Source organism: Leclercia sp. CFBP8987 (assembly GCF_034044995.2).
Lineage (GTDB): Bacteria > Pseudomonadota > Gammaproteobacteria > Enterobacterales > Enterobacteriaceae > Enterobacter > Enterobacter tamurae.
The window spans coordinates 3,678,646-3,704,174 of sequence record NZ_CM188255.1 but is presented as its reverse complement, the minus strand read 5'-3'; the positions used below and the strand labels follow the sequence as shown (position 1 = coordinate 3,704,174).

The 25,529-nt window shown below is 49.7% G+C and carries 33 protein-coding genes; 18 read left to right on the top strand and 15 right to left on the bottom strand.

All coding sequences use genetic code 11. The annotated features are described in order from the left end of the window. Window positions 1–104 precede the first annotated feature (104 nt). The 6 genes from SOM40_RS17885 to SOM40_RS17860 form a co-directional block, all read right to left on the bottom strand. Window positions 105–2,438 carry a primase-helicase zinc-binding domain-containing protein gene (locus SOM40_RS17885; RefSeq protein WP_320530472.1) on the bottom strand — a complete coding sequence of 778 codons (2,334 nt, stop codon included), beginning with the start codon at window positions 2,436–2,438 and terminating at the stop codon, window positions 105–107. Window positions 2,439–2,452: 14 nt separating this feature from the next. After that, on the bottom strand, window positions 2,453–2,773 hold the full coding sequence (locus SOM40_RS17880) for a DUF5375 domain-containing protein (RefSeq protein WP_320530471.1): 321 nt from the start codon (window positions 2,771–2,773) through the stop codon (window positions 2,453–2,455). A 70-nt stretch (window positions 2,774–2,843) separates the two neighbouring features. Then, window positions 2,844–3,293 (bottom strand): hypothetical protein, encoded by a 450-nt coding sequence (locus SOM40_RS17875; RefSeq protein WP_320530470.1) that lies wholly within the window; start codon window positions 3,291–3,293, stop codon window positions 2,844–2,846. Further along, entirely contained in the window at window positions 3,286–3,579 is a 294-nt protein-coding gene (locus tag SOM40_RS17870; RefSeq protein ID WP_320530469.1) for a derepression protein, read from the bottom strand. The genes SOM40_RS17875 and SOM40_RS17870 overlap by 8 nt, the downstream gene beginning before the upstream one ends. Further along, window positions 3,572–4,126, bottom strand: coding sequence for a host cell division inhibitor Icd-like protein (locus SOM40_RS17865; RefSeq protein WP_320530468.1), 555 nt, complete (start codon window positions 4,124–4,126; stop codon window positions 3,572–3,574). The genes SOM40_RS17870 and SOM40_RS17865 overlap by 8 nt, the downstream gene beginning before the upstream one ends. Further along, entirely contained in the window at window positions 4,123–4,389 is a 267-nt protein-coding gene (locus tag SOM40_RS17860; RefSeq protein WP_320530467.1) for a helix-turn-helix transcriptional regulator, read from the bottom strand. Before SOM40_RS17860 ends, SOM40_RS17865 begins: the two co-directional genes overlap by 4 nt. A 549-nt stretch (window positions 4,390–4,938) precedes the next feature. Between SOM40_RS17860 and sid the strand changes: the two genes are divergently transcribed. The 3 genes from sid to SOM40_RS17845 are packed head-to-tail and all read left to right on the top strand — an operon-like array spanning window position 4,939 to window position 6,493. After that, window positions 4,939–5,673, top strand: coding sequence for a capsid size-determining scaffold Sid (gene sid / locus SOM40_RS17855; RefSeq protein ID WP_320530466.1), 735 nt, complete (start codon window positions 4,939–4,941; stop codon window positions 5,671–5,673). Continuing rightward, complete coding sequence (locus SOM40_RS17850; protein WP_320530465.1) at window positions 5,670–5,912, top strand: ogr/Delta-like zinc finger family protein; 243 nt, start codon at window positions 5,670–5,672, stop codon at window positions 5,910–5,912. Before sid ends, SOM40_RS17850 begins: the two co-directional genes overlap by 4 nt. 14 nt (window positions 5,913–5,926) lie before the next feature. Further along, window positions 5,927–6,493 carry a phage polarity suppression protein gene (locus tag SOM40_RS17845; RefSeq protein WP_320530464.1) on the top strand — a complete coding sequence of 189 codons (567 nt, stop codon included), beginning with the start codon at window positions 5,927–5,929 and terminating at the stop codon, window positions 6,491–6,493. A 382-nt stretch (window positions 6,494–6,875) separates the two neighbouring features. Here SOM40_RS17845 and SOM40_RS17840 read toward each other — a convergent pair whose 3' ends face one another. The 6 genes from SOM40_RS17840 to SOM40_RS17815 all read right to left on the bottom strand — a co-directional run bounded on the left by SOM40_RS17840 (window position 6,876) and on the right by SOM40_RS17815 (window position 12,017). Further along, window positions 6,876–7,382, bottom strand: coding sequence for a hypothetical protein (locus SOM40_RS17840; protein ID WP_320530463.1), 507 nt, complete (start codon window positions 7,380–7,382; stop codon window positions 6,876–6,878). Continuing rightward, window positions 7,363–7,698 carry an STAS-like domain-containing protein gene (locus tag SOM40_RS17835; RefSeq protein ID WP_101701365.1) on the bottom strand — a complete coding sequence of 112 codons (336 nt, stop codon included), beginning with the start codon at window positions 7,696–7,698 and terminating at the stop codon, window positions 7,363–7,365. Before SOM40_RS17835 ends, SOM40_RS17840 begins: the two co-directional genes overlap by 20 nt. Next, a complete protein-coding gene (locus SOM40_RS17830; RefSeq protein ID WP_320530462.1) occupies window positions 7,679–8,791 on the bottom strand; it encodes an ATP-binding protein in 1,113 nt (370 codons plus the stop codon). The genes SOM40_RS17835 and SOM40_RS17830 overlap by 20 nt, the downstream gene beginning before the upstream one ends. Further along, the gene (locus SOM40_RS17825; RefSeq protein ID WP_320530461.1) at window positions 8,788–10,011 is read right to left on the bottom strand and encodes an integrase domain-containing protein; all 1,224 of its coding nucleotides are present in this window, start codon (window positions 10,009–10,011) and stop codon (window positions 8,788–8,790) included. The genes SOM40_RS17830 and SOM40_RS17825 overlap by 4 nt, the downstream gene beginning before the upstream one ends. Window positions 10,012–10,357: 346 nt before the next feature. Continuing rightward, window positions 10,358–11,383, bottom strand: coding sequence for a site-specific integrase (locus tag SOM40_RS17820; protein WP_025711927.1), 1,026 nt, complete (start codon window positions 11,381–11,383; stop codon window positions 10,358–10,360). 1 nt (window position 11,384) lies between these two features. Then, window positions 11,385–12,017 carry a phage repressor protein CI gene (locus tag SOM40_RS17815; RefSeq protein ID WP_320530460.1) on the bottom strand — a complete coding sequence of 211 codons (633 nt, stop codon included), beginning with the start codon at window positions 12,015–12,017 and terminating at the stop codon, window positions 11,385–11,387. Between the two features lie 119 nt (window positions 12,018–12,136). On the opposite strand from SOM40_RS17815, the gene SOM40_RS17810 reads away from it, so the two are divergent. Both SOM40_RS17810 and SOM40_RS17805 read left to right on the top strand, forming a co-directional pair. Further along, window positions 12,137–12,379, top strand: coding sequence for a Rha family transcriptional regulator (locus SOM40_RS17810; protein ID WP_032636666.1), 243 nt, complete (start codon window positions 12,137–12,139; stop codon window positions 12,377–12,379). 32 nt (window positions 12,380–12,411) lie between these two features. Further along, on the top strand, window positions 12,412–12,921 hold the full coding sequence (locus SOM40_RS17805; RefSeq protein WP_320530459.1) for a phage regulatory CII family protein: 510 nt from the start codon (window positions 12,412–12,414) through the stop codon (window positions 12,919–12,921). Between the two features lie 86 nt (window positions 12,922–13,007). Here SOM40_RS17805 and SOM40_RS17800 read toward each other — a convergent pair whose 3' ends face one another. Then, window positions 13,008–13,283 (bottom strand): hypothetical protein, encoded by a 276-nt coding sequence (locus SOM40_RS17800; protein WP_000794278.1) that lies wholly within the window; start codon window positions 13,281–13,283, stop codon window positions 13,008–13,010. A gap of 84 nt (window positions 13,284–13,367) precedes the next feature. On the opposite strand from SOM40_RS17800, the gene SOM40_RS17795 reads away from it, so the two are divergent. The 13 genes from SOM40_RS17795 (at window position 13,368) to SOM40_RS17735 (ending at window position 22,577) form a co-directional block, all read left to right on the top strand. Continuing rightward, window positions 13,368–13,562 carry a phage filamentation protein Fil family protein gene (locus SOM40_RS17795; RefSeq protein WP_001528723.1) on the top strand — a complete coding sequence of 65 codons (195 nt, stop codon included), beginning with the start codon at window positions 13,368–13,370 and terminating at the stop codon, window positions 13,560–13,562. Next, window positions 13,526–13,867, top strand: a complete 342-nt coding sequence (locus SOM40_RS17790) for a DUF5347 family protein (protein WP_000963476.1) — start codon at window positions 13,526–13,528, stop codon at window positions 13,865–13,867. Before SOM40_RS17795 ends, SOM40_RS17790 begins: the two co-directional genes overlap by 37 nt. Before the next feature lie 88 nt (window positions 13,868–13,955). Next, entirely contained in the window at window positions 13,956–14,162 is a 207-nt protein-coding gene (locus SOM40_RS17785; RefSeq protein ID WP_080067539.1) for a DUF2732 family protein, read from the top strand. Continuing rightward, window positions 14,162–14,389, top strand: coding sequence for a TraR/DksA family transcriptional regulator (locus SOM40_RS17780; RefSeq protein WP_000785514.1), 228 nt, complete (start codon window positions 14,162–14,164; stop codon window positions 14,387–14,389). The genes SOM40_RS17785 and SOM40_RS17780 overlap by 1 nt, the downstream gene beginning before the upstream one ends. Next, complete coding sequence (locus SOM40_RS17775) at window positions 14,386–15,243, top strand: DNA adenine methylase (RefSeq protein ID WP_320530458.1); 858 nt, start codon at window positions 14,386–14,388, stop codon at window positions 15,241–15,243. Before SOM40_RS17780 ends, SOM40_RS17775 begins: the two co-directional genes overlap by 4 nt. Further along, window positions 15,240–17,684: a replication endonuclease gene (locus SOM40_RS17770; RefSeq protein WP_320530457.1), complete on the top strand. Its 2,445-nt coding sequence runs from the start codon at window positions 15,240–15,242 to the stop codon at window positions 17,682–17,684. The genes SOM40_RS17775 and SOM40_RS17770 overlap by 4 nt, the downstream gene beginning before the upstream one ends. A 156-nt stretch (window positions 17,685–17,840) precedes the next feature. Then, window positions 17,841–18,029, top strand: a complete 189-nt coding sequence (locus SOM40_RS17765; protein ID WP_023568301.1) for a hypothetical protein — start codon at window positions 17,841–17,843, stop codon at window positions 18,027–18,029. A 10-nt stretch (window positions 18,030–18,039) separates the two neighbouring features. Continuing rightward, the gene (locus SOM40_RS17760) at window positions 18,040–18,273 is read left to right on the top strand and encodes a DinI-like family protein (RefSeq protein WP_089579079.1); all 234 of its coding nucleotides are present in this window, start codon (window positions 18,040–18,042) and stop codon (window positions 18,271–18,273) included. 233 nt (window positions 18,274–18,506) lie between these two features. Next, window positions 18,507–19,397, top strand: a complete 891-nt coding sequence (locus SOM40_RS17755) for a LysR family transcriptional regulator (RefSeq protein WP_023568299.1) — start codon at window positions 18,507–18,509, stop codon at window positions 19,395–19,397. A 149-nt stretch (window positions 19,398–19,546) separates the two neighbouring features. Then, on the top strand, window positions 19,547–20,539 hold the full coding sequence (locus SOM40_RS17750; RefSeq protein ID WP_023568298.1) for a zinc-dependent alcohol dehydrogenase family protein: 993 nt from the start codon (window positions 19,547–19,549) through the stop codon (window positions 20,537–20,539). 240 nt (window positions 20,540–20,779) lie between these two features. Further along, a complete protein-coding gene (locus SOM40_RS17745) occupies window positions 20,780–20,965 on the top strand; it encodes a hypothetical protein (protein ID WP_320530456.1) in 186 nt (61 codons plus the stop codon). Between the two features lie 45 nt (window positions 20,966–21,010). After that, on the top strand, window positions 21,011–21,829 hold the full coding sequence (locus SOM40_RS17740) for a hypothetical protein (RefSeq protein WP_320530455.1): 819 nt from the start codon (window positions 21,011–21,013) through the stop codon (window positions 21,827–21,829). A 1-nt stretch (window position 21,830) separates the two neighbouring features. Beyond that, on the top strand, window positions 21,831–22,577 hold the full coding sequence (locus SOM40_RS17735) for a hypothetical protein (protein WP_320530454.1): 747 nt from the start codon (window positions 21,831–21,833) through the stop codon (window positions 22,575–22,577). A 43-nt stretch (window positions 22,578–22,620) separates the two neighbouring features. Here SOM40_RS17735 and SOM40_RS17730 read toward each other — a convergent pair whose 3' ends face one another. Both SOM40_RS17730 and SOM40_RS17725 read right to left on the bottom strand, forming a co-directional pair. Beyond that, window positions 22,621–23,655, bottom strand: coding sequence for a phage portal protein (locus SOM40_RS17730; RefSeq protein ID WP_320530453.1), 1,035 nt, complete (start codon window positions 23,653–23,655; stop codon window positions 22,621–22,623). After that, entirely contained in the window at window positions 23,655–25,421 is a 1,767-nt protein-coding gene (locus SOM40_RS17725) for a terminase ATPase subunit family protein (RefSeq protein WP_320530452.1), read from the bottom strand. The genes SOM40_RS17730 and SOM40_RS17725 overlap by 1 nt, the downstream gene beginning before the upstream one ends. Between the last annotated feature and the right edge of the window lie 108 nt (window positions 25,422–25,529).

The following is a 25,529-nucleotide window of genomic DNA, read 5'->3' as shown; positions in this document are numbered from 1 at the left end:
CATTATAAAATATTAGTCATCAATAATGTGCTTTTCCGGCAATTTAGTAAAGCTTCTCTGTGTTAGTGATGAGCTAAGACCGGCGGATGCCGGTCTTAGATAGGTTATTTCGCTACAGGGTCATCACATTTCGGCAGCCAGTCGGCGTTGCTTTCCTCTCTTAACGCGAGATTGGTTTGTATGCCCTGATTTTTTCGGCGCTTCTCATAACTTAGCCCGTACTCTTTCAGCATGGCTGGCAGCCCCTTACCGAACATGGTGAGGCTGAGAGTATTCCTGTAGCCGTGGGCTTCCATATACGCCAGATAGGCATGATACAAATACAGGCGCGGCTGACGCGGAATGATGTTGGCATTGCCAATATACATGCCCTCAGGCTCCGGCAGTGCTTCCAGATAACCGCAAAAATCAAAGGTCGGGTCTGCATCGCGTTTAATACTGAGCGCCTCGTCGGAGTTCTGCTGTGACTGGAGCAGTGCGCGCGCGGTCATCGGATCGCTGAACCTCTGCATTAGCTGGCGCACAATCACGGCCAGCTCATGGGCGATTTTTTTCTTGAGCTGCGGGTCGCGTTCCTCCGGGGCAATCTGTTCCGGGAAATGCAGTATCACCCGGCGACGGGAAACACCGCCGCTGCGGTCGGTAAATCGCATCGGGTTATTGTTCACGGCCAGAATCACCGCCGGAATATGAGTGGAGTACGCATCCTTGTATTTCGGGTCTACCGAGACCGCATCCCCGCCGGTGATGGCCTTGAGTCCTGCCCCGTCACCGCTCCATTTTTCCTGGTCTGGCAGACGAATCAGCGAGAAGCCTATCAGCGCAGCACGTTCACGTGGTGATTCCAGCGTTTCGATGGTGGCCGATGTGGCGTTATCTTCTCCGGCGAGCATGGTTGCAATTTCGGCCAGAATACTTTTCCCGCTGCCACCGGGGCCGGTCACTTCGAGAAAGAGCTGCCAGTCGTACCGGTTCGCCAGCACCATAAACAGCGCGGCCAGAATCACGTCACGCTTTTCCGGTCGGCTACCGGCGGCACGGTCGAGCCAGCGCCAGAAATCCGGTGCATGGGTTTCCAGCGTTTCACCCTCCACCGGCGGGGTAAAATCGACATCACAGAGTGTGCGCAGCCAGTGTGATTTATGGTGCGGGCTGAATGTGCCGGTGGCGGTATCGAGTACGCCGTTGCGAAAGCCAATCAGACGTCGTGCGGGGGTGTCCTGCTGCGGAATAATCAGTTTCAGGGTTTCCACCACTGAGGCAATTTTCCCCGACGAGAACGGTGCGCGCAGACGCTGGAACAACCCAGCCACGTCGCGGGCAAAGTCCGAAGGCGGAATGATTTTCCATATCCCGGCCTCATAGCGAGACAGGAGCTGGCCGTTCGCGTCCACGGCCAGCGCTTCGCCATAGTGCTCATGCACCCGCATTGCCTTTTCACTGGTGCTCATGGCGGTAAATTCCGCCTCACTCATGGTAGAGAAAGGACTGTAAGCCGGTGGCCGGATGGCGTCAAAAATCGCTTTCCGCGTCGCCTCCTCACCTTTGTGCATAAATGCATCATTCCAGTCACCAAACACCGGCGGCAGGGCAACAATACCCTCGCAGGCTTCTGCGGCCGCTGCGGCTTTGGTCTGGCCGTTGCCGTTAAGGTCGCGGTCGGCGGCGAGGGCAATCTGACAGGCCGGGTATTTCTGACGGGCAAGGCTTGCCAGAGAAAGGAGGTTCACGGACGACAGCGCCACCATGACGGTTTCCCCGGTCAGGTGATGCACGGTGAGTGCGGTCGCATAACCCTCCGCAATCCACAGGCGTTTTCCGGCCTGTTTCTGCCCTTCGATGATATGACATGCCCCTTTGACCTGACCGCCTTTCAGGGTGCGTTTGAGACCGTCAGAATTGATAAGCTGAAGGTTAACCAGTGCGCCGGTATCGTCATACAGCGGGACAACCACATCACCGGCGCGGAACGTCACGCCGCCGGTTTTATGCATGGCAGTGAGCGTCAGACATTCCAGAGCGGGGAATCCCTTGCGGGTGAGGTATGCGTTGCCGGTGGCCGGTCGGTTTTTTTCCATGAGCCTGACGGCCAGCGCGGCCGCCGCTTTCCGGTCAGCCTCCGTTCCGGCTTCTGCGGCCGCAATCACTTCCGGGGCCACCGGCGGCAGGTTTCCGGTCACGGCGTTCACCTTTCCGGCGGCCTCAGATGCAGACACACCAAACACTTTCTCTACCAGTTTCAGGCCGTCACCCGCGCCACACTGGTTACAGAACCACGTCCCGCGCCCTTCTTTATCGTCAAAGCGAAAGCGGTCAGACCCGCCGCATACCGGACAGGCCTGATGCCGGTTTTTAATCACCGCCACCCCCAGCGCCGGGAAAATGCGCGGCCAGTGGCCGCACGCCAGTTTTACGGTTTCTGTTACGTTCATTTTCATCGTTGTTTCTTTCCTCAGTGCTGTACCGGCGCGGTGATGTGGCGGGCGCACAGTTCATCCATCACGACCAGCCCGAGAAAGGACAGCGACGGGGCGGCTTTAAGCGGTCCGGCTTCCATTAAATCTTCCAGCAGCGCACAGGCAATCTGGCGGCCCTTTTCCTCGCCGTGCTGGCGTAAATAAAACCCCTCCAGCTCGTCGGTCATGGCACTTTCCAGCGTGTCGAGGGTAAGCAGCGGATAGCGGTTCTGATGTTCACATACGGTCAGCCAGGCGCAGGCGATCGCACGGCGATATAGCGCAACACGTAAAGCAGGGGTTAACTGAACAGGCATAATCTGTCTCCTGAAAGCGTGCGTATCCCTGCGCGAATACGCACATTTGATTTTTGTTGTCGATTTTTAATTACAGATACTGGTGGTAATCGTTATCCGGTTTTATTTCCGGCTCCGTCCGGGAAATATTCCGCCACGCCCGCGGTACCGCTGCGGGCCACTTAACGCGGGGCCTGTCAGCCGGGTAATTATCGAGATTTTTATCCCGCCATTGCTGCAATACCGGGTCGGCAGCGATTTCGCGTAGAACGGCGTGACGGTTTTCAGGATTACGCTTAAATACATCGGGAAGCTTGCAGGTAAAGTCCCGCAAAAAACGACCGAGCGGAATTTCTGCCATATCCCCAGTACCGATTATACGAATGAGGATGGTGTAGGTGCGTCGGTAGGGATTCCAGACTTGCCCTGGACAGCGGTACGGCATATCCCACGGAATGCCGCCGGCCAGAATGCCCGACACCACCACGTCAGGAAAGCCTGAACAGCGGTATGATTCACCCGGCTGAGGGAAATCAAACATGGTGCTCACCTCCGCTTACAGTGGCCGGTGCAATGAAATCCCGACACAGACCTTTGGCCTTGAGTTCTTCCAGCACATAATTGATGTCTTCGTGCACGTAACTCAGGATTTGAGGGGTATAAAGCTGGCTGAGTCCGTTTATTTCATGACGCCGTAAATCACTGCCAAAGTAATGCAGGGTTTCACAGGCGCGATTGAGTTTATGAAACGATTCAAGGCTCAGGTGCTCACGGACGCTATTGAGGTCATCATGACACGCTGAGACGGTCTGATCGTTGTTATGCATGGCGCACCTCCGCAACCGGCAGACGGGCAGCAAAGAAAAGCACGTAGTCACTAACGAGAGAGAGACGGGCAGTCTGTTCGTCACCAGCTACGGCGCGGAGCATACAGATACGGGGCTTGCGGTCTGCACGGCGAACAGCGGCAAACACAAAGATAAATTGGGGATGTGACGGGGTGAGGGTCGTAGCCATTAGAGCAACCTCCTGTGAATAGCGGTTAACGCCACCACCGGAGCTGCAAATCTCATTGGTGGTGACCCGAACAGGGTTTGCAGTACCGGCTTCACAGAATACCGGCCAGTCCGAGGACTGCCCCACTCGAGCCACCATTATTTGACTGGAACCACGGTGTAAACACCACAGCCCGAAATATAGGTGTGCCTGAGCTACGACGTAAAAAAACACGCAAGGCGCGTGTTGTGTCGCCTGTGAATTACACGGGCTGCAAATCCCGGCTGCCGATTTTGCGACAGCAGGAAAACTGTACCAGGAAACACACAACAGATGCAAGCCAGAAAAAGGGGCTTTTTGAAAGTGACTCTGATTCATGCGTCATACTTCCTGTTGCGGTGAGCAATGCGTTCCGCCATCCACGCGGTCACTTCTGACTGGAGCCATGCGACGTTTTTACCCCCGAGGGAGACCTGAGCCGGAAAGGCGTTACGGGCGATTAAATCGTAGAGCGTCGATCGGGATAGGCCGCACTGATGCATAACTTCAGGAAGTCGTAAAAAACGCTCCTGAGTCGGGTCTGAAACTGACGTTAAATGTACGCCAGAGCGGGAAACTGGTACTGATAAAGCCGTGTGCATAACGCTACCTCATTAATATCCACAGTGCTCCGAACGTATCCGTCCGGAGTCGGGTAGCTCTCTATTTTGTGAATATTTTCACCTGTTGCAACAAGTGGAGTTTGCATAAGGCATTACACGGGCTGCCTAAATATCAAGCAGTAAAGTTTCAAATGGCTTTAAATGGCTTTAAATGGGTTTGAGTGAGAAATTAAATATTTGCTTGATTACTGATATCTATAAAAATGAGGGGATTAATAGGAAATAACATAAACAATGAAAATTCAAAAACTCTTGAAAGTGAACAGTAGTGAACACCCGGTGAACACTTCCCTCTCAACTGTTCACCTATTAACTTACTGTATTAACTATATTTTTATTTACAGTGAACAGTAGTGAATAGTTATATATAAAAAAACAAACAATGAGAGGGTTATCCTGCGACCTTTCTCTGGCCAGTCGCATTTTTAGCCCTCGTTTGTGCCATTACTGCCACAACTGCAATAGGTCGAGTTGTTGTGCGGGGCGATGCAGAATCTTCTCAGCTTGACATCACTGAGGAGTAATAACATGACCACCATAACCATTCCTGACTATCTGGCCCCGGCATTCCGGCAACTGGACGCAGCCAGAGCCACTCATCTTGAAAACGCCCGCCTGATGGATGACATCACCACCGCGATTGCCCGTACCGCACAGCAAAAAACCGAGATTGAGCAGGAGAACGGGAGTGAAGCGAGTGAATGGCGCGCGGCATTTTGTGCCGGTGGAGCGGTGCTGACGGATGAGCTGAAACAACAGCATCTGGCGCGTGTGGCTTCCCGTGAACTGGCACAGGAGTGTGACCGGCTCGCTGAGGTGCTGGCTTTTGAATGTGACCGGCTGAAAGGTAACTGCGACAGTACGGCCAGAGCATACCGTCAGGCGCATCATAACGTGCTCAGTCTGTACGCCGGTAAGGAGCTGGATAACGCGCTGCGTGACACCTGCGGCGCACTTGTGCGGGCGATGAAACTGAAAATACTGGCGCAGGGTAATCCGCTCGCGAATAACATCGGGACTCAGGGATACACCGAACCGGATAAAGCGGTTATACAGGAGGTCAGGGCATGGCTTGAGCGTGCAGTGAAAGACTGCCACATCCGTCTGGCTGATGAGCCTGTGCTTTATAAAGCCGGGCTGTCAGCGGAGACGCTACCGCATATGAATTACGGCGTGGCCGCTACAGGCGCCCAAAAGAAGGTATGGTTTGAAAATTTACGTGAGCGTGAAGCTGACCTTAAGGCACGGGGGGTACTGGCATGATGCACTGTCCGTTCTGTAAAAAATCTGCGCATACGCGCACCAGCCGTTATCTGTCTGAAAACGTTAAGCAGCGCTATCATCAGTGCACCAATATCGAATGTTCAGCGACCTTCCGCACCATCGAATCGATTGATGAGGTTATCCGGCCGCCGGCGGAAAAAGAGCAGCCCGACCCGACGCCGGTAACGCCGCCACCGCGTAAAGTCCAGGGCTGCTACAGCTCGCCGTTCCGTCATTAAGCAGGAGGGACATCATGACCACTGTGACGCTGCAGCAGGCCTTTGAAACCTGCAAGAATAATAAAACCACCTGGATGACCCGCAGGCAGGAACTGGCAGAGGTCGAACAGGAATACCGTGAACTGCTTATCACCGGCGACAACGGCCGCACCCGTACACTGAATATGCTGCGCGATATTATCGACGTAAAAAAATGGGAGATTAATCAGGCCGCCGGGCGCTATATCCGGTCGCATGAGGATGTCCAGCGTATCAGCATACGTAACCGCCTGAATGATTTTATGCAGGAACATGGCGCGGAGCTGGCCTCTGCGCTTGCGCCAGAGCTTATGGGCTATAACAGTCAGCATCCCGCCGTCAGACACCTTGTCATGCAGCATTCGGTCGAGTATCTGCGTGAGGCATTGTCGGTCTGGCTGGCTATCGGTGAAAAAATAAATTATTCAGTACAGGATAATGACATTTTAACGGCCATCGGATTCAGGCCCGACGCGGCTTCGCGGGATGATAATCGTGAGACATTCACCCCAGCACAAAACCAGAATTACGTAAGAAAACGCACAGAGCTGGACGTGCACTAGTCCGTCAAAAAATCCCCGCAGATTCCGCTATTTTCACGAATTAAGCCATGCATCAGTAAGGTGCATGGTTTTGCATGCGTTTTCATGTCCATGCTTTCCCCTCAGGTGCCGGTACTGGCGCGCCCCGGGGCCGGTCATGCACCTGCATTAAAAGCGACCCGTTAAGCGGGCAGGCGGGGCGGGGAGAGTACTGCGCGCAGAAAGTTAATTACATCAACTTTCGGACATGTTCTGATTATCGCTCAGTTATTGGCTTTGTAGTAAAGAAGTTTGATTAAAAGGATAAGAGTGGGCTGAAATTTTATAATTTAAATACGACTGAGGTATTAGCAAGTTTGATGAAAGAATCACCTCGCAAAATAATACGAGGTGATATAAGCTTTTATTTTTGAAGGATTAACGATTTGAGTTTTATCCAATGGTATTTAGTTGAGTTTCTGAAATACCATTCCGTATAGTTTTCTTCTATAAGTTCCAGTGTGTTGAACTTCAACTCATTTAGTTTTTTTCTATAATCACCGCTAGATGATGTTAAGTAATCATATGGTTCGCTTCTGATTTTGTTTATATGCTCATCAGAAATCAGCTTGATGTTTATCTTTCTGTCTAAATGATTCAGATGTAGTTCAATTAAAGTAAGTTTACCTGCAATCAAATCATCAAGTTCAGTTTCTTTGACTCCCCTTGATTTTATTTTTTCCTCAAGGGAGTCAAAGAAGTTTTCAACCATGGAGGAAATTTTATCTTTGAGCTTAGATGTTTCGTTTCGCTTAAAGGTTCGAGTGTTGATATAAGATGAAATAAGCCATCCAAATACCGCGATTATAGAAGAAATAATCACGGCGATATATTTTGGATCTAAAGCGTGGCTAGTATTTTCTGGTATCATTTGCGGCTTTCTCGATACGTTCCGTAATTAATAACTCAAAACTCTTGAGATCATTGTGGTGATACTCAAGTTTTTTGTCTAAATCAGATTTAGTAAAGTTTTCTTCACGAATAAGTCCGCCAAAGGCTTCATCGATAAATGAGCGACCGTATCTATTATAACCCGTCAAGTCTACTATGACCTTATCATAGCTATTCAGTGCTGGTACCAAGATTTCTTGACGAAAAACCTGACCGTTCCACTTGCCATCAGAAGGATATCGGCCGTAGGGGCTCTTGCTGAAGTCATTGACGATACTAATTTTTTTCAAGTTCATCTAGATCAACCTTAATGTTCCACTGTAGCAAGGTGCCTGGCATTGGCTTTTGCAAATCATATGTTTCAACTATACCAGAGTTTAGCTTATATAATCCATTGTTACTGTAAATCCACAGAGTTCCTTGGTCATTTTCTGTAACTAAAGCTTTGATGCTTTTACTTCCTTGTCCATGCTTGCTCTCTTCAGTACCTGTAACATCGCCAACCATAGAAATGGCTATTTTCATCGCATCGCTGATAATGCCAAATTTGTAACTAAGTAAATCTTTTTTTGCAATCCCTTCTTTTTCTAATTCGCGCTTAATTTGGGATACTAAAGCTGGGTAGGTGCTTTGAAGAATTTCTTCAAACCATGTTCTGTTCATTACGGTTTTAGGTATGCCTACACCTTTATCATATATTGCTAAAAACAATTGATCGCCTGCAAGATCGCATTTCACCCACCATTTTTTCAGGTCCGATTCAGGAATTTCTGGGTATGCATGATATGCAACATTGTTAATAGCCTCCTGCACTGCACCGCCATATTTACTTTCAGTATCAGGTGTCATCTTGTTTTTGTAAATTTTATGTTGAATAAAGTCTACGATTTCATCGCGAAAATCACCACCGCTTCCACTTATAACCGGTATGAAATCCCCATCAAAATTAGGTTGGTGTGTGTTTTCTTTGCATAATACTTCTAAGCCTGAACGCTTTATTATTCTAGTGGCTTTAAAATCTTTCGGGAACGCAATAATTTTAAAATTCACTCCCGATTTTATAGCTTGTTCAATAGTAGCGTAAAGAATTAACATAGAGGCAGCTTTAATATATTCCGTTTGGGAAAAATCAAGATGAACCTTTTTAGTTTTCATATCTGCTATACGAGAAATAGCATATATGATATTCATGGTGTCTTTATAATGTTTGTTTTTATCAGCAGAATAAATACTGAAATTAGCAGGGAATCTAATATATTCTACTGCTTTTTTTGACTTGTTCTTTTTCTTAGGGCGATAAGGACAATATTCTATGTCCTTACGCAACACCTCATTTTGCCAACGCTTTTTAGCGATAGCGGCTCTTATTAACTCATTGTTTCTTTTCATTTTTCTTCCTTGTTATAAAATTCGTTAAAACAACTGGTCTCTACTTTTTTGCCCCACCAATTTAGTAGTTCACTTCGCTGAGTGAGATACTGTGCTCGGTTGTACGCTTTTCGAATTTCGTTTCTATCACTATGTGCAAGAGCTGCTTCAATCACGTCTGGGTTAAATTCGGCTTCGTTTAAAATAGTACTTGCCAGTGAACGAAGCCCATGAGCAACAAGTTTCCCTCCATAACCAATACGCTTAAGAGCTGCATTTGCAGTTTGGCTGTTCATAGGCACCATTGGATTGTTTCTACTTGGAAAGACATGTTCACGGTGATTACTTATGGCTTTCATTCTATCCAAAATATCTAACGCTTGTGGAGATAATGGAACAAAATGCTCTCTTTTTGCTTTCATGCGTTTGGCTGGGATTGTCCAAAGTTTAGTGCCGAGATCAATTTCAGCCCATCGAGCGCCAGAAGCCTCAGAAGGGCGCACAAGTGTCAGGAGCTGCCACTCAATAAGACAGCGAGTCGGAACAGACAGATTTGACATGACTAAAGAACGCATCAGCTTCGGCAATTCTTCTGGCCGCAACGTCGGCATGTTTTGCTTTTTGGGCTTCTCAAAGGCCATCCCTACACCGGATGCTGGATTGGCATCAATCAAACCAGTGTTTACGGCATAAATCATGATTTCGTTAATGCGCTGCACCAGTCGGCGTACAGTCTCAAGCGCCCCACGTGCTTTTATTGGCTCAAGGGCTTCAACCAAAGTTCGGGCTTTGATTTGCTGAACGGGGACCTCACCGATGGCAGGGAATACATCTTTCTCCAGTGAACGCCAAATGTCTTTTGCGTAATCAGGGGTAACGCTTTTGCTTTTGAGCTGGAACCAGTTAGCGGCGACCGTTGAAAAAATACTGTCCAGAGCGATTTGCTGCTGTTCCTCTGCAACTTCGGCCTGAATTTGTGGGTCAATTCCGTTGGCTAACAAGGCAAGGTAATCCGCTCTTAACCCTCGGGCGTCGGCAAGTGAAAGGGCGGGGAAAGCACCCAGCCCCATCATTGTCCGCTGTTTTGTCGCTGGACGTTGATAACGGAAACGCCAGAGCTTTTTCCCGTTGGTCTTCACTATCAGGAAAAGCCCATTGCCATCATGCAACGTCAGGTCTTTCTCTGACGCTTTAGCGCGCAGAACTTCGGTGTTAGTTAAGGGCCGTGTTGTCCGTGCCACTGTGGCCGTTCCTTCATGAATTGGTATATGCTTTTAGGTATACATCTTACCGTATACCTAAACGTATACCAATAATCACCGGATTTAGCCGGATGCTCTCGGACGACGACAGACACAAAAAAGCCCGCAGGGCTTGTGCCGTGCGGGCTTTCAGGATTTCACCGGACGTATCCGGATCATAATGTGGTGGAGCTGGCGGGAGTTGAACCCGCGTCCGAAATTTCTACATACCATTTTTACTGTAACAAAAACAGTTATTTACGTTTAAAAACAGAGTGTTAGTATTATTTGGTGTTTGTCCGTTTTATGCCTTTTTAACGCTCTGCCGCCAAAGTGCCGCCATAAATTAGCGGTTCCAGTTGAGATTGTGAAGAGGGTTTTTGGTAACGGCATCTTCCAGGTGATCGGGCGCAAAGTGTGCGTAAACCATCGTCATTTTAATATCGGCATGGCCCAGAATATCGCGCAGTACCAGTATGTTTCCGCCGTTCATCATAAAGTGGCTGGCGAATGTATGGCGCAGCACATGCGTGCACTGGCCTTCAGGTAAGTCGATACCCGCTCTTTTTACTGCGCGCTCAAAAGCTTTTCTGCAGGGTGTGAATAGCTTACCTCTGTTTTTGGGCAGCTCGTCATACAGATCCTGAGATATCGGTACGGTTCGGTTTTTCTTACCTTTGGTTTTGGTATAGGTGATCCGGTATTTAGATAACTGATGGCCCTGCAGGTTTTCGGCTTCACTCCACCGCGCGCCGGTGGCGAGGCATACCTTTGCGATCATTAACAGGCTGGGGCTTTGAGAATCAGCGCAGGCATCAAGCAGGCGTTTAATTTCGTCTTGGGCAAGGAACGCCAGTTCCCCCTCTGCGATTTTGAATGTTGGTAGCCCGGCGAGCGGGTTAGGCGCTGACCAGTGGCCCAGCTTTTTCAGGGTGCCAAAAACGGATGATAAGTTACGCTGTTCCAGGTTTACCGTGCGGGGTTTTACTGGCGACATCAGCGCGCCGTCTTCGTTGCGTACTTCACCTTTTAACCGTGCTTCGCGATATTTTGTAAAGTCACCGGCGGTTAACTCAGAGGCGACGGGATCGCCCAGGCCATTGCAGATAATATTCAGTTTCGCCATTAGGCGCTTCGGGTCTGCGAGCGTCTGGCCGTAAAGGGAGTGCCACTGCTCAATCAATTCTGACAAACGCCGCCGATCTTCCTTTTCACCCAGCCACGGCTTTTTGTTCACTTCATCCATGGTGAAGTTTTCGAATGCTACAGCCTCGCCCTTTGTCGCAAATTGCTTGCGCACACGCTTGCCGTCACGCCCGTTCGGGTAACACTCGCACAACCATTTTCCGTTCGGCTGTTTTCTGATGGTCATATCAAAGGCTCTTGATGATTTTCAATGCGCGGCCAACAACCTCGATATCATCCAGGCTGCACTCAAACGAAGAATCATCTTGATGCACAACTAATCTGTTTCCCGGAAGGCGAGTCAGCTTAACAATGCTTTTTATCCCGTCGATATCGACCAACCACATCCCATTCACTGGTGGTGTCTGGTTACGGTCAACTAAATATGAATCGCCATTGGTATTTACGAGAAGCAGCTCGCTTGAGTCAGGGGGAAGCAGGCTGCTATCAATGATGGCCTTCCCAGCCTCAACCAACGAACCTCCTATAAGGCTAGCTTTGTCGATCTCTGGCGATACAAGCTCAGAAAGAGGTTTTACCTTGCTGGAGTTCACGAAATTGATACTTTTTTTATTATCAATTTTTGTTCCTGGTTCGCCTTGTCCTGTGGTTAGCCAGAGTAAAGAAACTCCTGTTTCAAGAGCGCATTGGATCACCCATTCTGCAGGGAAGCTGTCCCTTAAGTATCTGTTTGCCATAGTGCTTTTTGATGCACCTAAGTGATCGCATAGCTGCTGTCTGGACTTGAAATCATAGGCTGCCATCAACCTATGGATAGCCTCTCTACCCCCTGTATTCTCGCCAGCCTTCACCTGTATCATTATTTAATCCTATTGACGTATCAAATATTGGATCGTAGTATCTCGGTTGTTCAAATGTTGAATCACATAAAACAAGATAAAACGACATAAACCAAACCTTAACTGAGAGATACTGCACTATGAGCACTGATATTTCAATTCGTGTACCAAAAGAGATGGCTACGCCTGCAGAGTTCGCGGAATGGGAAGGCATTTCTCGCGGCTCTGTTTATCAAAAAATCCATCATGGTCAGCTTGCTAAGTACATGGTTAAGAAAGAAAAAAATAAGGGTCGTGTAAGCCTACGTTACTTGATGTACAAAACCGATCAGGTTCGTGAGTCCCTTGGTCATTCCAACTTCCGCGTTGTTGTTGGTCAGTAAGTTCAATTATGGGAACTTTCTAAGGGGCTCGCATGTTTGATTATAAGATTTCCAAACATCCACACTTTGAAGAGGCCTGCCGGGCTTTCGCACTGCGTCACAACATGGCGAAGCTGGCACAACGCGCGGGAATGAATGTCCAGACGCTGCGCAACAAGCTGAACCCGGACCAGCCACATCAGCTCACACCGCCTGAAATCTGGCTGCTTACCGATCTCACTGAGGACTCCACCCTGGTTGACGGCTTCTTGGCACAAATTCACTGCCTGCCATGTGTGCCGATGAACGAAGTGGCAAAAGAGAAATTGCCGCACTACGTCATGAGCGCCACCGCTGAAATCGGGCGAGTTGCCGCTGGTGCCGTTACTGGCGATGTGAAAACCACTGCCGGGCGCCGTGACGTGATCAGCAGTATCAATTCAGCAACTCGTCTGATGGCACTGGCTGCCGTTTCCATGCAGGCCCGCCTGCAGGCCAACCCCGCAATGGCAAGTGCGGTGGACACCGTAACGGGCCTTGGCGCTTCGTTCGGCATTATCTGAGGTGAACATGGAAGAGAAAAATAAAGGCAGCAAACACGCTAATAACTCCTGCTGCCTATGTGCATGTGAAAAGTGTGATCAGGTCCTTAATTCAGCTTCTGAGGCGTTAAAAAACCGCTTAAAAGCTGAGCGAGAGACATTTTTACTTCTGCTTCAACGCCTGCGGTCGCAGCATGTTGATTAACGGTAGCGGTCTGAAGGATTTTAATAATTTGATTTTTTTGTTCTTCGGAAAGAACAGAAAAAATAGCTTGCAGCAGGATTGAGTGGGCGAGGACATCGACTCTGGTTTGATTACCTGCCTCAGTAAGGACGTTAGTTAACTGTTTAAGAGCTTCGTTCTGTTGTTCGTTATTTTTCATGTCTTTTCCTTTCTGGCTGTGTGGAAACACCAGAATACCACGGGCCGGGCGTGGTTAAACATCCCGGCACATATTGGAGGGGTTATGGAAGAACCAAGTTTTGCATCATTATTGAAAAAACAAAGTCCAGCTATGCACTGCGGCCATGGCTGGATTATCGGGAAAGATGGCAAGCGCTGGCACCCGTCCCGCTCTCAGGATGAACTGCTGGCAGGGCTGACCACTACCAAACGGGGGAAACCATGGCTATTGAAGGCGCTGCGGCGACTGTTCCATTAAGCCCGGGTCAACGTATGGAAGGGCTGAACCGAATAGCGGAATTAAGGGCGAATGTGTTTGGTCTGAATATTGAGCCAGAGCTTGAAAGGTTTATTAAAGATATGCGCGACCGCCGCGATATAAACCATAAACAAAATGAGCGGGCACTGGCAGCCATATTCTTTATGGCAAAAATTCCGGCAGAACGTCACGGCGTCAATATTAGTGATCTGACTACTGACGAAAAGCGGGAACTGGTTAAAGCAATGAATCATTTTCGTGCAGTGGTGAGCTTATTTCCCAAACGGCTAACCATGCCGAATTAACCCACAACAGAAATTAATGGCGTAAACCCGCCGGGCATTCTTTTGCCCAAATTCAGGAGAAAGAACAATGCAGAACGAATTACCAAAAATGTTTGCACCAGAAACCGACCAGCTTATGGCGGTGATCGATATTGCCAAACGTGAGGAGCGCAAAGGACGCGCGCTTGCAGTTTCAATCCGTCTTGAGGCGCTGGCAACCCATATCGCCAACAAAGGGTTAAACGGTATTGAAGCGGCTGAACTGCTGCGCCGTGAAGCTACCCGCTACGAAAACGAATCCCAGGAGCTGCACTAATGGCTGACTCTATGGATCTCGTACAGCAGCGGGTGGAAGAACAGCTGCAGCGCCACATCCACAATGCCCGTATCCGAAAGGTTGGGGCTTCTTCACTGGAGTGTGAAAGCTGCGGAATAGTCATTCCCGAAGAACGCCGGGCCGCCATGCCGGGCTGTGATCTCTGCGTTACCTGTCAGGAAATCGCAGAGCTTAAAGGTAAACACTACAACGGAGGCGCTGTATGAGCACCATCCTGAAATGGGCGGGAAATAAAACCGCTATTATGCCGGAACTGATTAAGCACCTTCCTAGTGGCCCACGACTGGTTGAACCTTTCGCGGGTTCCTGTGCTGTGATGATGGCGACAGACTATCCCCATTATCTTGTCGCGGATATTAATGCTGACCTGATTAATATGTATCAGGTAATTAAAGATGAAGTAGAACACTTCATTGCTATCTCAAAGGCTCTCTTTGCCTGCAACAACTTTTCTGAACAGTATTATGTTATTCGTGAAGAGTTTAATCATTTGCATTCCTTAGACTTAATCTGGAAGGCTGCTTATTTCCTTTTTCTAAATCGCCATTGTTACCGTGGGTTGTGCCGTTATAACCGGGCAGGGCATTTCAACGTACCTTACGGCAACTATAAAGCTCCCTATTTTCCCGAAGCAGAAATTCGCACTTTTGCGGAAAAGGCCCAGCGTGCAACGTTCATTTGTGCCAGCTATGACGAAACATTGGCGTTATTGGTGCCTGGGGATGTTATTTATTGCGATCCGCCTTATGACGGTACTTTCAGTGCCTATCACACTGCCGGTTTTACTGAGGACGATCAGTATCAGCTGGCCTCTATTCTTGAGCGCCGTGCATCAGAAGGCCATCCGGTCATCGTTTCGAACAGCGACACTTTCCTGACTCGTTCCCTGTATCGCAATTTCACTCATAACCGCATTAACGTAAAACGCAGCATTGGTATTGCTGCAGGCGAAGGGAAAACCGCAGACGAACTGATTGCTGTACTCAAACCGAAAGTTTGGGCTGGCTTTGATCCAGCCGGCGGCCCTGATTACTCGGTCATGCATGAGGTGCGCGCGTGAGTCATCACGAAGTTGAAAAGCACGGCGGCGCAGAAGATTCCGCCGCTGCTTTTGCCTGGAATGTACCTAAAAAGGCGATTAACCCCTACATGGACCCGGCGGAAGTAGCGCCGGTTTCTGCGCTTTCAAACCTGATTACTCTCTATGCTGCGGATAACGAGCAGGAGCAGCTGCGCCGCGAGGCCCTGAGTAATGAGGTCTGGGAACGCTATTTCTACAATGAATCCCGTGATCCTGTTCAGCGAGAAATGGAGCAGGATCAGCTGATAAGCCGCGCCAAAATGGCCCGCGAGCAGCAGCGATTCAACCCCGATCTGGTCATCGTTGCTGACGTGGGCGCCCAACCGGCGCATATCAGTAAGCCGCTGCTTGAACGGATTAAATATTTCGAGGGCCTGGGCAAGCCGAAGGCATATTCCCGCTATCTGCGTGAAACCATCAGGCCGTGCCTTGAACGCCTGGAGCGCGTGCGTACCAGCCAGGTTTCTGCGTCATTCCGTTTTATGGCGAGCCACGATGGGCTGGAGGGCTTGCTGGTCCTCCCTGAAATGAACCAGGAGCAGGTCAAGCGGTTATCTACCCTGGTGGCGGCACACATGAGCATGTGTCTGGATGCTGCCTGCGGTGAGCTGTTTACGGATGAAGACGTTACGCCGGAAGAGATCCGCCGGTCATGGGAAAGGGTGGCCGCTGAGGCCATGCGCCTTGATGTTATCCCGCCTGCTTTCGAGCAGCTGCGCCGTAAAAAGCATCGCCGTAAGCCAGTCCCATACGAGCTTATTCCGGGCTCGCTTGCCCGTATGCTTTGTGCGGACTGGTGGTATCGCAAGCTGTGGCAGATGCGGTGTGAATGGCGGGAAGAACAGCTGCGCGCTGTCTGCCTGGTTAACAAAAAAGCGTCCCCGTATGTCAGCTATGAAGCCGTGATCCACAAACGCGAACAGCGCCGCAAATCACTGGAGTTTTTCCGCTCGCATGAGCTGGTTAACGCCGAAGGTGACACGCTGGATATGGAAGAAGTGGTAAACGCCAGCAGCAGCAACCCGGCGCACCGGCGCAACGAAATGATGGCCTGCGTTAAGGGGCTGGAGCTGATCGCAGAAATGCGTGGTGAATGCGCCGTGTTCTATACCATCACCTGCCCGTCACGCTTTCACGCGACGCTTAATAACGGCAGGCCAAACCCGAAATGGACCAGTGCCACGGTCCGCCAGAGCAGCGATTACCTGGTAAATATGTTCGCCGCCTTCCGTAAGGCGATGCACAAAGCCGGGCTGCGCTGGTATGGCGTCCGCGTTGCTGAACCACACCATGACGGCACCGTGCACTGGCACCTGCTGTGCTTCATGCGCAAAAAAGACCGCAAATCCATCACGGCGCTGCTGCGTAAATTCGCCATTCGTGAGGACCGGGAGGAGCTGGGCACCAATACCGGGCCGCGCTTCAAGTCCGAGCTTATCAACCCCCGCAAGGGTACGCCGACCAGTTATATCGCCAAATACATCAGCAAAAACATCGACGGGCGCGGGCTGGCGCAGGAAATCAGTAAAGAAACGGGCAGATCACTGCGCGATAACGCTGAGAACGTAAACGCCTGGGCTTCGCTGCACCGTGTCCAGCAATTCCGCTTCTTTGGTATTCCTGGCCGCCAGGCGTACCGTGAGCTGCGTCTGCTGGCCGGTCAGGCTAAGCGCGACCTTCTCCCATTGAAGCCCATTCCGGGTAAGCCTGAACTGACGCCTGAGATTCTGGCGGCCCTTGCAAATGCGCGGCCTGTTATCGGCAATCCGGGTCTTGATGCTGTGCTGGCCGCAGCTGATGCCGGTTGCTTTGCCACTTACATCATGGCGCAGGGCGGCGTCCTGGTTCCCCGTAAACATCACCTGGTCAGAACAGCTTATGAGCTGAACGACGAGCCGAGCACCTACGGCGATCATGGTATCCGTATTTATGGCGTCTGGTCCCCGATCATTGAGGGCCGGATCTGCACTCATGCAGTGAAGTGGAAAATGGTTCGTAAAGCCGTTGACCTTCAGGAGGCGACAGCCGACCAGGGCGCTTGCGCCCCTTGGACTCGTGGCAATAACTGTCCCCCTGTTGAAAATTTGAACCAGACAGGGGGTGAAGTACCGGATATTACGTCCATGGATGAAAAGGCGCTGCAGGACTATCTGCACGGCATGGGCAAAAAGGAACGGCGGGAGCTGGTTGCCCGGCTCAGGCTGGTAAAACCGAAACGGAAAAAGGCATACAAGCAGAATATTTCTGAGCAGCAGCGCCTGCAGCTGGAGTATGAGTTGCGGTCCAGAGGGTTCGATGGCAGTGAGTATGAAGTGAATTTACTTTTACGCGGCGGCAGCCTTCCGTCAGGGGGAGGGCTGCGCATCTTTTACCAGAACGGGCGGCTGCGTGAGGATGACAAGTGGCGGCAGTATTACTGACACACCGAAAATATTTCCTGTCTTTGACTCATATCAGGGCTTTCTTATTGAAGTCCAAAAAAGCGTTTTACATTTAGAAATCGGTACTATACTGTATATATAAACAGTGTATATACATACAGTTATCTTGTGTAAGTGGCCGTAATAGGAGGGAAAATGCAGGATTATCTTTTGGAATCATTGAAACTTCAGCGCATCGATTTTTTCATAAAACTGGTAGCGGCGAGCGAGTGCAGCGACGAAGAAAAGCGGCTGGCCATCCAGTGGGTTTCCGAGCTGACTGACGAGCTGATGGCGAAAATCCGCAACCATGAATACAGCCGAACAATGGACGTTACCTGTTAGGGGAAAATCTATGCGCATTGAAATAATGATCGATAAAGAGCAGAAAATTAGCCAGGTGCTTTTAGAAGCACTTGAATCCGAGCTTTACCGAAATTTGCGCCCCCTCTACCCAAAAACAGCTATCCGAATCCGCAAGGGCAGCGCCAATGGTATTGAACTTAGCGGGGTAAGACAGGCTGAAGATAAGGAACGTGTAATGGAAATTCTGCAGCAGGTCTGGGAAGACGACAGCTGGTTACACTGAAACGTTGCCCCCGAAAGAATTCCTTCTGATGGGGGTAAGGTTGAACAATGAGTGAAACGAGGTGTTAGATGCGACGGCCATTTGAAAATGGTCGTCCGCTTTGTGCCAGAGTGGACATTGTGACAGTCAGAAAGCCCTTATCTGAACGAAAAGAAATAATGTCGTTGGGATGGTTTACTTTACAATGTCGGTTTTGAACAGCCTACAAAACAGGTGAGCACGTGCATGCCAACATGATTGAATACCTAAATATTTTCATACAGGTTGTTGAGCAGGGTAGCTTCACGAAAGCTGCTGATGTACTTCAGATTCATCGCCCCACTGTGAGCAAAGCGATACAGCAGATAGAGCATGATCTGGGTGTAAAACTCATTTATCGCACAACCCGAAAGCTGAGCGTTACTGCTGAAGGGGATGAGTTCTATCATCATGCTAGGCATGTTCTGGCCGAAGTTAATGACATGATGGCCAGTTTTTCACCGACACTTCCACCGCGAGGACGCCTGAGACTTGATGTGCCCCTGGCGCTGGCGCATTCCATATTGATCCCTAATCTCAGGCATTTTCAGGCACTGTATCCAGGTATTGAAGTTGTGCTGGTTTCTTCCGATAAAAAAACTGATTTGATTACGGAAGGCGTAGATTGCCTTGTCCGCCTGGGGGCGCTTCAAGATTCTAGTTTTATATCCAGACGTCTTGGTGACATCCGGATGGTTACCTGTGCAGCCCCGTCTTACCTGCAGCAGCATGAGCGGCCAGAAACACTTGCGGATCTGGATAAACATCGGGCAATTAACTTTTTTAGCGACCACAGTCGTGACGTCATGGAATGGAAGTTTATCGAAGACGGGAGCATTGTTTCGCTACGTCCTGCGGGCAGCCTGCTGGTTGATAATTCCGATATTCTGCTTTCTTGTGCTCTGGCTGGTCTGGGCATTATCCAGGCTACCTATGATGCCGTTGCTCCCCATATTGCTTCCGGCGCTCTTGAAGAGATTCTGCCGCAATACCCATCGGTGTCAAAGCCCGTGTCAGTGATGTATCCCGACAGGCGCTACCTTTCTCCAAAAGTGCGCGTCTTTATCGACTGGTTCAGTGATATTCTGGCCACGCAGATCCGCTGAAGCAGGCGGATTGTTAATGGATAATTAATACTGAAGTTCCCTCTCAGCTATTTCTGGTGTGTTCGTAACAACGTAGATTGTTCACAAATGATTCGGGCATCCCTTCGGCATTATTCTGAAGGTGTGCCTTTAACTGAAGAGAGTTGAATATGTCTAAAGTTATTACCTTTAACCGCACCGGTGGCCCGGAAGTGCTGGAAGTTGTTGATGTGCAGGTGCCTGCACCGACAGCGGGTGAAGTGCAGATCCGCGTACATGCGATAGGTATCAACCGTGCAGAAATCATGTACCGCAACGGCCAATATGTTATTGAGCCGGAATTTCCGGCACGTCTTGGTTATGAAGCGGCCGGCGTTGTACAGGCAGTAGGTGAGAATGTAGATGAGTTTACCACTGGAGATCGGGTAAGCGTGATCCCTTCATTTATGTTTAATGAATACGGCATGTATGGTGAAGTGGTCAACGCACCGGTTCATGCTGTCGTAAAGCATCCTGAAAACCTTTCATTCGAGGAAGCCGCCGCAAGCTGGATGATGTATGTCACCGCTTATGGTGCGCTGGTTGAGTATGGCAACCTTCAGGCTGGTCAGAATGTCGTGATCCGCGCAGCATCAAGCAGCGTGGGTCTGGCTGCCATACAGATTGCTAACATGCTGGGTGCAAACCCAATTGCACTCACACGGACCTCTGAAAAAAGCGAAATGCTCCTTAAAGCTGGCGCAGCCGCCGTCATTGCTACTGCGGAGCAGGATATGGTTGCTGAAATCAGTCGTGCAACAGATGGCGCAGGTGCCCATATTGTTTTTGATCCCGTCGGTGGGCCGGACGTGGCAAAACTGACGCAGGTGATGGCACCACAGGGTATGTTTTTCCAGTACGGCGCGCTCGATAGCCGTGACATGCTTGTGCCTGTATTTGATATTCTCGGTAAGCATCTCACCCTGCGTGGATATGAGCTGTTTGAAATCACGACGGACTCTGAAAAAATGGCGCGCGCTAAATCCTTTATCACAGAAGGCTTGCGAGTCGGCAAACTGAAGCCGGTCATCGATAAGACGTTCCCGTTCGAAGAGATTGCAGACGCCCAGCGCTATATGGAGTCCAATGGACAGGTCGGCAAAATAGTTGTGACCGTTGAGTAATCCTTACCGCAGCATTCTATAAATGAGTCTTGCGCAGCCTGGATATTTCCAGGCTTTTTATTGTTCGTGGTTTCGATACTATGGCTCCGGCAGGTACTGGCTTCGATTTCCACTACTCGAAAATTAAATGTCCGTTTCTCGCTCATAGTAGACCTTAAGCTTTTTTAGTTCATCTGCGTTTTTCTAACGGGCATTTGGATACGCGCATTCATTTCTCTCATCCGTGCATGACTATGCTGCATGAGAACGCATGATCGTTTGAGGATCGTTTTGATGCAGGCCCGCCAGTTCTGGCGGGCTTTTGCTTATGTCATGCACCTGCATGAAAACCACTACACAAAGCGGGCAGGCGTGGCGGGGATACGAGCGCGCGCTATCAGTACTGAAAGCGGTAGTTCAAAAACCCTGGTAACTATGGTAACTTGAGATTAATCCTAAAATTAAAGCAATCATTGTTCTCAAGGAAAGAAAATGCGTGTCAATTACGATGTAATCATCAAAAGCGGCGATGATGAAGTAGATATGGAATATGGCCTCGACACTCTTGCCGGAACCGCAGAGGTTACTTGTTTATTGGCGGAAGCTATACTTAGAAAAGTAATTATCAAAAGACGTAGTCATGTTAATCCTGCAAGGGCGGTACTCAAGAAAAGTTTTACTGGTTCTTATGGACAAAACTTTGACTTAGTAATTAACGAGCCTGAATTGATATCAGAGCTTCGTAATATATCAAAACCAGTTTTCAATGAAGTGATGAGCTTTTTTATCTCACAATCATTGTACTTGGAGAGCCGTGAGCTTTCGGATGAAGCTGAAGAAGTGGTCAAAGGTTTATCGGAGATTGAAGATGAGTTAATCGACCGTATTCGTGCTCCATTAAAAAGAATGCACGAAATTAATCTCAAAAAAAATTACAATATAGAGCTGAATTTCAAGCAGCGAGGACATGACAAGAAAAAGGTAGTTGAACTAGATACGTCTACAGCAACTCATTTATTTAAATCGCGAGTTTCAAGAAAAACAGAGGTAATAAAAGCTTACATTACTCGCTTCAATGCGCGGACTGGTAATGGCAGGCTTGTTCTTGAAGGTGAGAATGACACTGTTGCTTTCGGTTTTTATAGTCCTTTACGTGTGATTATTCCAGCACAAAAAAGAATGATTTCAGCTAATCTACATGTAAATAATCCACCACCCGCAGCTGGCTATACTTACCTTGACTTGACTGTAAGTAGGGTACGAATCAATAGTGGTGAGACTATTAAATATTTAGTGCATACGGTACAGTAAGATGTTAAAGCTAATTTGTCTAACATTAATAGTTATTGTTTGGGGGGCTTATTCTCTTCAGTTCGGTATTGAATTTTTGAGCACTCAAGGTGCTGATGTATGGGGACAGTTTGGCGACTTTATGGGTGGGGTGCTTAACCCCATTCTTAGTTTTATCTCAATTTGTCTACTGATTCGATCTGTGACTTTACAAGTTCAGTCTAATGTTACATTGACTCAAGAGATTAAACGGCAAGAGTTACTCGAAGATTATAAAAAGTTTGAGATGAGATTTTTTTGTCTTATAGAGTCTCAAGAGTCTAACTATAGTAAATTACGTATTGTGATCGATAATGGTGCGGATAATGATGATGAAAACACAGACGTTAAACCAAAGGGCACAACCTTAGTTGAGTATAAAGCTAATAACGCAGTAACTTACGTTGATGACAATTTATGTGTTTTGGTTAGAGGAGGAATCGACAATGAAAGGATTGCTTCGTGGTTAGAGAGTTTGGATGTTGATGATCATTTTTTCTCGTTGGTTAGAAGATTTTATCTTTTAGTGAAACTCGTTGATGATAAAATAGGAGACGATAAAAAAGAGGAACAGTATGAGTTATTAATTAATCTAACTGATGAGAAGCTTCTGACAATCATTGTTATTATTTGTAATTATTTTGATTGGGATGTTGTGGAATATATAAAAAATAGTGGAATATTCAAGCAGGCTAAGATGGATAATTACATTTCTAATTATCTGGGATAGGGTGCCTTAAATACTGAAATTAACAGTATTTAAGGCTTGCATGTTAAAGGCTTTTCAGCGAGTAATCTATAAACGAAATAACTTCCTCGTTAAGCCATGTATTGATTTCCTTTAGCCGCTCTTGTAAATAGAGTAGTTCGTTACGGACAAAAACCAGGCTTGCCTTCTCCACATCTCCAAATCCTCCAACATTACTCGGCATAATCCCCATCATCTGCGGTGGAACACGGTGCGCGGCCATCATGTCATCCCGGCTCACGTTCTTGATATTCAGAAACTCATCTTTTGCCGCTACCTCTGACAGCGGGATGATCTGAATCCCGTCCTTTTTACCGTTGGGCGAGTACATGAATAGGTTGCGGAAGTTGCCCGGCCCTTTGGCGTTTTTCATGGCCTGGCGGATGTTGTTCACGTCCTCCTGGTTTTGCGCGGCGTCGGTCATGTACATGATGAACCCCGCATGGCTGCCGTTGATGTAATACTTGCGGCGGAACAGCGTAGCGGACTCATTCAGCAGTGCGGAGGGGATGGCGGACAGGTATTCCGGTATGCCGTAAATCTCCTGGTTTAAGTCCGGTTCCATCAGGTGAAAGATACTGCCTCTGGTGAACTCATACGGCTGCGTAGTCATGCCGTACTGCACAAACCAGTAGGTATCCAGATCCACGCCGCGGCGGGTATATTTTGCCAGTGATGGCTCCAGCGACAGAATACCGCCAAGGCGGTTGGTGCGCTTCTCTAGGTAGGCGTTACCAAATACCAGATAGTCCTGCACAAAGCGGCTGAATGCCTGCTGGCTCAACAGCGGGTGCGGGATAAAGGTGCTGGTCAGAATGTTGCGTTTCACTGCAATCGGTGAGCTGTGATGCACGGCGGCGCGGTAGGTGCGCGCCAGCCCGTCAAAACTCACCGGCGGTTCATACCAGCGGTCCATCTGCACGCACTCCACATAATCCAGCAATTCCCGGCGGTCCAGTACCGGGATCGGGTCGCCAAAGCTGAATGCTTCTGCAGATACACCGCTGCTCTGTTGAACTCTCTGTTCAGCTGCAGCGCGGTTTTTATTCCTCTTGCCCATCAAAAAATCTCCACAATGTTACTGGTGTTAGCGGCTTCGCCCTGCAGCGGTTCGTTAAACAGTGCGTGCATCGTTGCCCAGGCCAGGTCTGCATGGCTGGCTTCTTCGCTGCGGCTGGCTTCGTAGGTGGGGCGGTTCCCGCTGGCGGTGGTGGCCCGGCGGATAGCCATGAATGACTGCGCAATGTCGGTGTGCCCGGCGTCAAACTCCAGGCGGCGGTGGCTGATAATGTCGTATGCCTTGAGCACCAGGGCGTTTTTGACGTTGGGGTTGTAGACAAACTCCCGGACCGCCGGGAAGAACGCCTTCACGTTCTCATAGACGCCGTGGCCGACGCCGGTCGAGTCAATGCCGATATAGGTCACGTTGTACTGCTGCGTCAGCTTTTTAATGGCATCAGCCTGGGCGCGGAAGTCCATCCCACGCCACTGGTGCCGCTCAAGAATGCGGAACTTGCCGCCCGGCACCGTGGGCGGTGCCATGACCACGCACCCGGCGCTGTCGCCGTTCTGCGTACCTTTCGCCGGATCATAGCCGATCCAGACTTCGCGCCAGCCAAACGGGCGCAGCGCCAGCGCCTGAAAATCGGACCACACTTCCCAGCTGTCCACCATGCACGCCTGCAGCTCGCTCAGTGGGAATACTGACGCCAGATCGTCAATGAATTCGCACATCAGAAGGTTCTGGTATTCGTCCGGGCTGTACTCCATGCGCAGCTGGTCGAGGTCGAACAGGTTGCAGCCGCCGCGCACCGCATCCTCCACGGTGACGATTTGACGGTACTGGCCGTCCGGGCAGAGCAGGCCCGGGGCCAGATTGCTGTGGGTCAGGTCAATATCCACCTTGTCCGCTTTGTTGCGGCCCCGGTTGAACAGTGCGCCGGACCAGAACGGATATGCGCTGTGGGTCAGACTGGACGGTGTGGAAAAGTAGGTCTGCCGCCATTTTTTGTGGATGGCCATACCGGACGCCACTTTGCGCAGCTCCTGGAATTTCGGTATCCAGAAATATTCATCCAGGTACAGGTTGCCGTGGTAGCTCTGCGCCGTGCGGGCGTTGGTGCCGAGGAAGTACAGGCACGCGCCGTTGCTGAGCGTCATCGGGTCGCCTTTCAGCTCCACATCAACCTCTTTTGCAAAGTCGATGATGTACTGCTTGAAAACGTGGGCCTGCGCCTTGCTGGCTGAGAGGAAAATCTGGTTACGGCCGGTAGTAATGGCGTCAATCAGTGCCTCCCGGGCAAAAAAGAAGGTTGCCCCAATCTGGCGCGATTTAAGCAGGTTGCGGATACGGTGGCGGTTGCCTGCCTCGTACCAGTGGCGCTGGTAGGCGAACATCGAGCCGTGGAAAACCTCCTGCAGCTTCTCGATCTGTTCGTCGGTGAAAACGTTCTTTTCAGGCTGACGGCGCGGACCTTTGTTGCGATTGGCTACCTTCGGGTTTAAGTCAGCCTCGTTCCCGCCATCGTTGAATTTACCGATACGTGCGTGGCGCTCTGACTGACGTGCCAGCAGGTCAATTTCCTTGAAGTCCTTCCCTTCTTTCTGCTCCTTCATGATGAGCTGGCAGTAACGCGCGGCGGTAGTGAGCTGCATCTGATCCAGCGGCCCATAGTCGCCCCACTTGTCGCGCTTCTTCCAGCTGTGAACGGTTGCAACTTTCTCGCCCAACATTTCAGCAATGCGGGCTACGCGGTATCCCTGAAAGTACAGCAGCATAGCCTGCCGACGGGGATCGAGGTCTGCGGGGGTCAGTGTCGTGTTCATGGCACAAGCCTACGGCCTTGACTGTTGGCTTTCCCCGGCTGCGGTTTGTATGGCCGACCGCACAAGCGCCGCGCGTTGTTTCACTCCCCCCATCACCGCAACCATAAG

Coding starts and splice junctions, on each gene's coding strand:
- SOM40_RS17885 (WP_320530472.1), bottom strand. CDS start 2,438: ATGAAAATGAACGTAACAGAAACCGTAAAACTGGCGTGCGGCCACTGG.
- SOM40_RS17880 (WP_320530471.1), bottom strand. CDS start 2,773: ATGCCTGTTCAGTTAACCCCTGCTTTACGTGTTGCGCTATATCGCCGT.
- SOM40_RS17875 (WP_320530470.1), bottom strand. CDS start 3,293: ATGTTTGATTTCCCTCAGCCGGGTGAATCATACCGCTGTTCAGGCTTT.
- SOM40_RS17870 (WP_320530469.1), bottom strand. CDS start 3,579: ATGCATAACAACGATCAGACCGTCTCAGCGTGTCATGATGACCTCAAT.
- SOM40_RS17865 (WP_320530468.1), bottom strand. CDS start 4,126: ATGAATCAGAGTCACTTTCAAAAAGCCCCTTTTTCTGGCTTGCATCTG.
- SOM40_RS17860 (WP_320530467.1), bottom strand. CDS start 4,389: ATGCACACGGCTTTATCAGTACCAGTTTCCCGCTCTGGCGTACATTTA.
- sid (WP_320530466.1), top strand. CDS start 4,939: ATGACCACCATAACCATTCCTGACTATCTGGCCCCGGCATTCCGGCAA.
- SOM40_RS17850 (WP_320530465.1), top strand. CDS start 5,670: ATGATGCACTGTCCGTTCTGTAAAAAATCTGCGCATACGCGCACCAGC.
- SOM40_RS17845 (WP_320530464.1), top strand. CDS start 5,927: ATGACCACTGTGACGCTGCAGCAGGCCTTTGAAACCTGCAAGAATAAT.
- SOM40_RS17840 (WP_320530463.1), bottom strand. CDS start 7,382: ATGATACCAGAAAATACTAGCCACGCTTTAGATCCAAAATATATCGCC.
- SOM40_RS17835 (WP_101701365.1), bottom strand. CDS start 7,698: ATGAACTTGAAAAAAATTAGTATCGTCAATGACTTCAGCAAGAGCCCC.
- SOM40_RS17830 (WP_320530462.1), bottom strand. CDS start 8,791: ATGAAAAGAAACAATGAGTTAATAAGAGCCGCTATCGCTAAAAAGCGT.
- SOM40_RS17820 (WP_025711927.1), bottom strand. CDS start 11,383: ATGACCATCAGAAAACAGCCGAACGGAAAATGGTTGTGCGAGTGTTAC.
- SOM40_RS17815 (WP_320530460.1), bottom strand. CDS start 12,017: ATGATACAGGTGAAGGCTGGCGAGAATACAGGGGGTAGAGAGGCTATC.
- SOM40_RS17810 (WP_032636666.1), top strand. CDS start 12,137: ATGAGCACTGATATTTCAATTCGTGTACCAAAAGAGATGGCTACGCCT.
- SOM40_RS17805 (WP_320530459.1), top strand. CDS start 12,412: ATGTTTGATTATAAGATTTCCAAACATCCACACTTTGAAGAGGCCTGC.
- SOM40_RS17800 (WP_000794278.1), bottom strand. CDS start 13,283: ATGAAAAATAACGAACAACAGAACGAAGCTCTTAAACAGTTAACTAAC.
- SOM40_RS17795 (WP_001528723.1), top strand. CDS start 13,368: ATGGAAGAACCAAGTTTTGCATCATTATTGAAAAAACAAAGTCCAGCT.
- SOM40_RS17790 (WP_000963476.1), top strand. CDS start 13,526: ATGGCTATTGAAGGCGCTGCGGCGACTGTTCCATTAAGCCCGGGTCAA.
- SOM40_RS17785 (WP_080067539.1), top strand. CDS start 13,956: ATGTTTGCACCAGAAACCGACCAGCTTATGGCGGTGATCGATATTGCC.
- SOM40_RS17780 (WP_000785514.1), top strand. CDS start 14,162: ATGGCTGACTCTATGGATCTCGTACAGCAGCGGGTGGAAGAACAGCTG.
- SOM40_RS17775 (WP_320530458.1), top strand. CDS start 14,386: ATGAGCACCATCCTGAAATGGGCGGGAAATAAAACCGCTATTATGCCG.
- SOM40_RS17765 (WP_023568301.1), top strand. CDS start 17,841: ATGCAGGATTATCTTTTGGAATCATTGAAACTTCAGCGCATCGATTTT.
- SOM40_RS17760 (WP_089579079.1), top strand. CDS start 18,040: ATGCGCATTGAAATAATGATCGATAAAGAGCAGAAAATTAGCCAGGTG.
- SOM40_RS17755 (WP_023568299.1), top strand. CDS start 18,507: ATGATTGAATACCTAAATATTTTCATACAGGTTGTTGAGCAGGGTAGC.
- SOM40_RS17750 (WP_023568298.1), top strand. CDS start 19,547: ATGTCTAAAGTTATTACCTTTAACCGCACCGGTGGCCCGGAAGTGCTG.
- SOM40_RS17745 (WP_320530456.1), top strand. CDS start 20,780: ATGAGAACGCATGATCGTTTGAGGATCGTTTTGATGCAGGCCCGCCAG.
- SOM40_RS17740 (WP_320530455.1), top strand. CDS start 21,011: ATGCGTGTCAATTACGATGTAATCATCAAAAGCGGCGATGATGAAGTA.
- SOM40_RS17735 (WP_320530454.1), top strand. CDS start 21,831: ATGTTAAAGCTAATTTGTCTAACATTAATAGTTATTGTTTGGGGGGCT.
- SOM40_RS17730 (WP_320530453.1), bottom strand. CDS start 23,655: ATGGGCAAGAGGAATAAAAACCGCGCTGCAGCTGAACAGAGAGTTCAA.
- SOM40_RS17725 (WP_320530452.1), bottom strand. CDS start 25,421: ATGAACACGACACTGACCCCCGCAGACCTCGATCCCCGTCGGCAGGCT.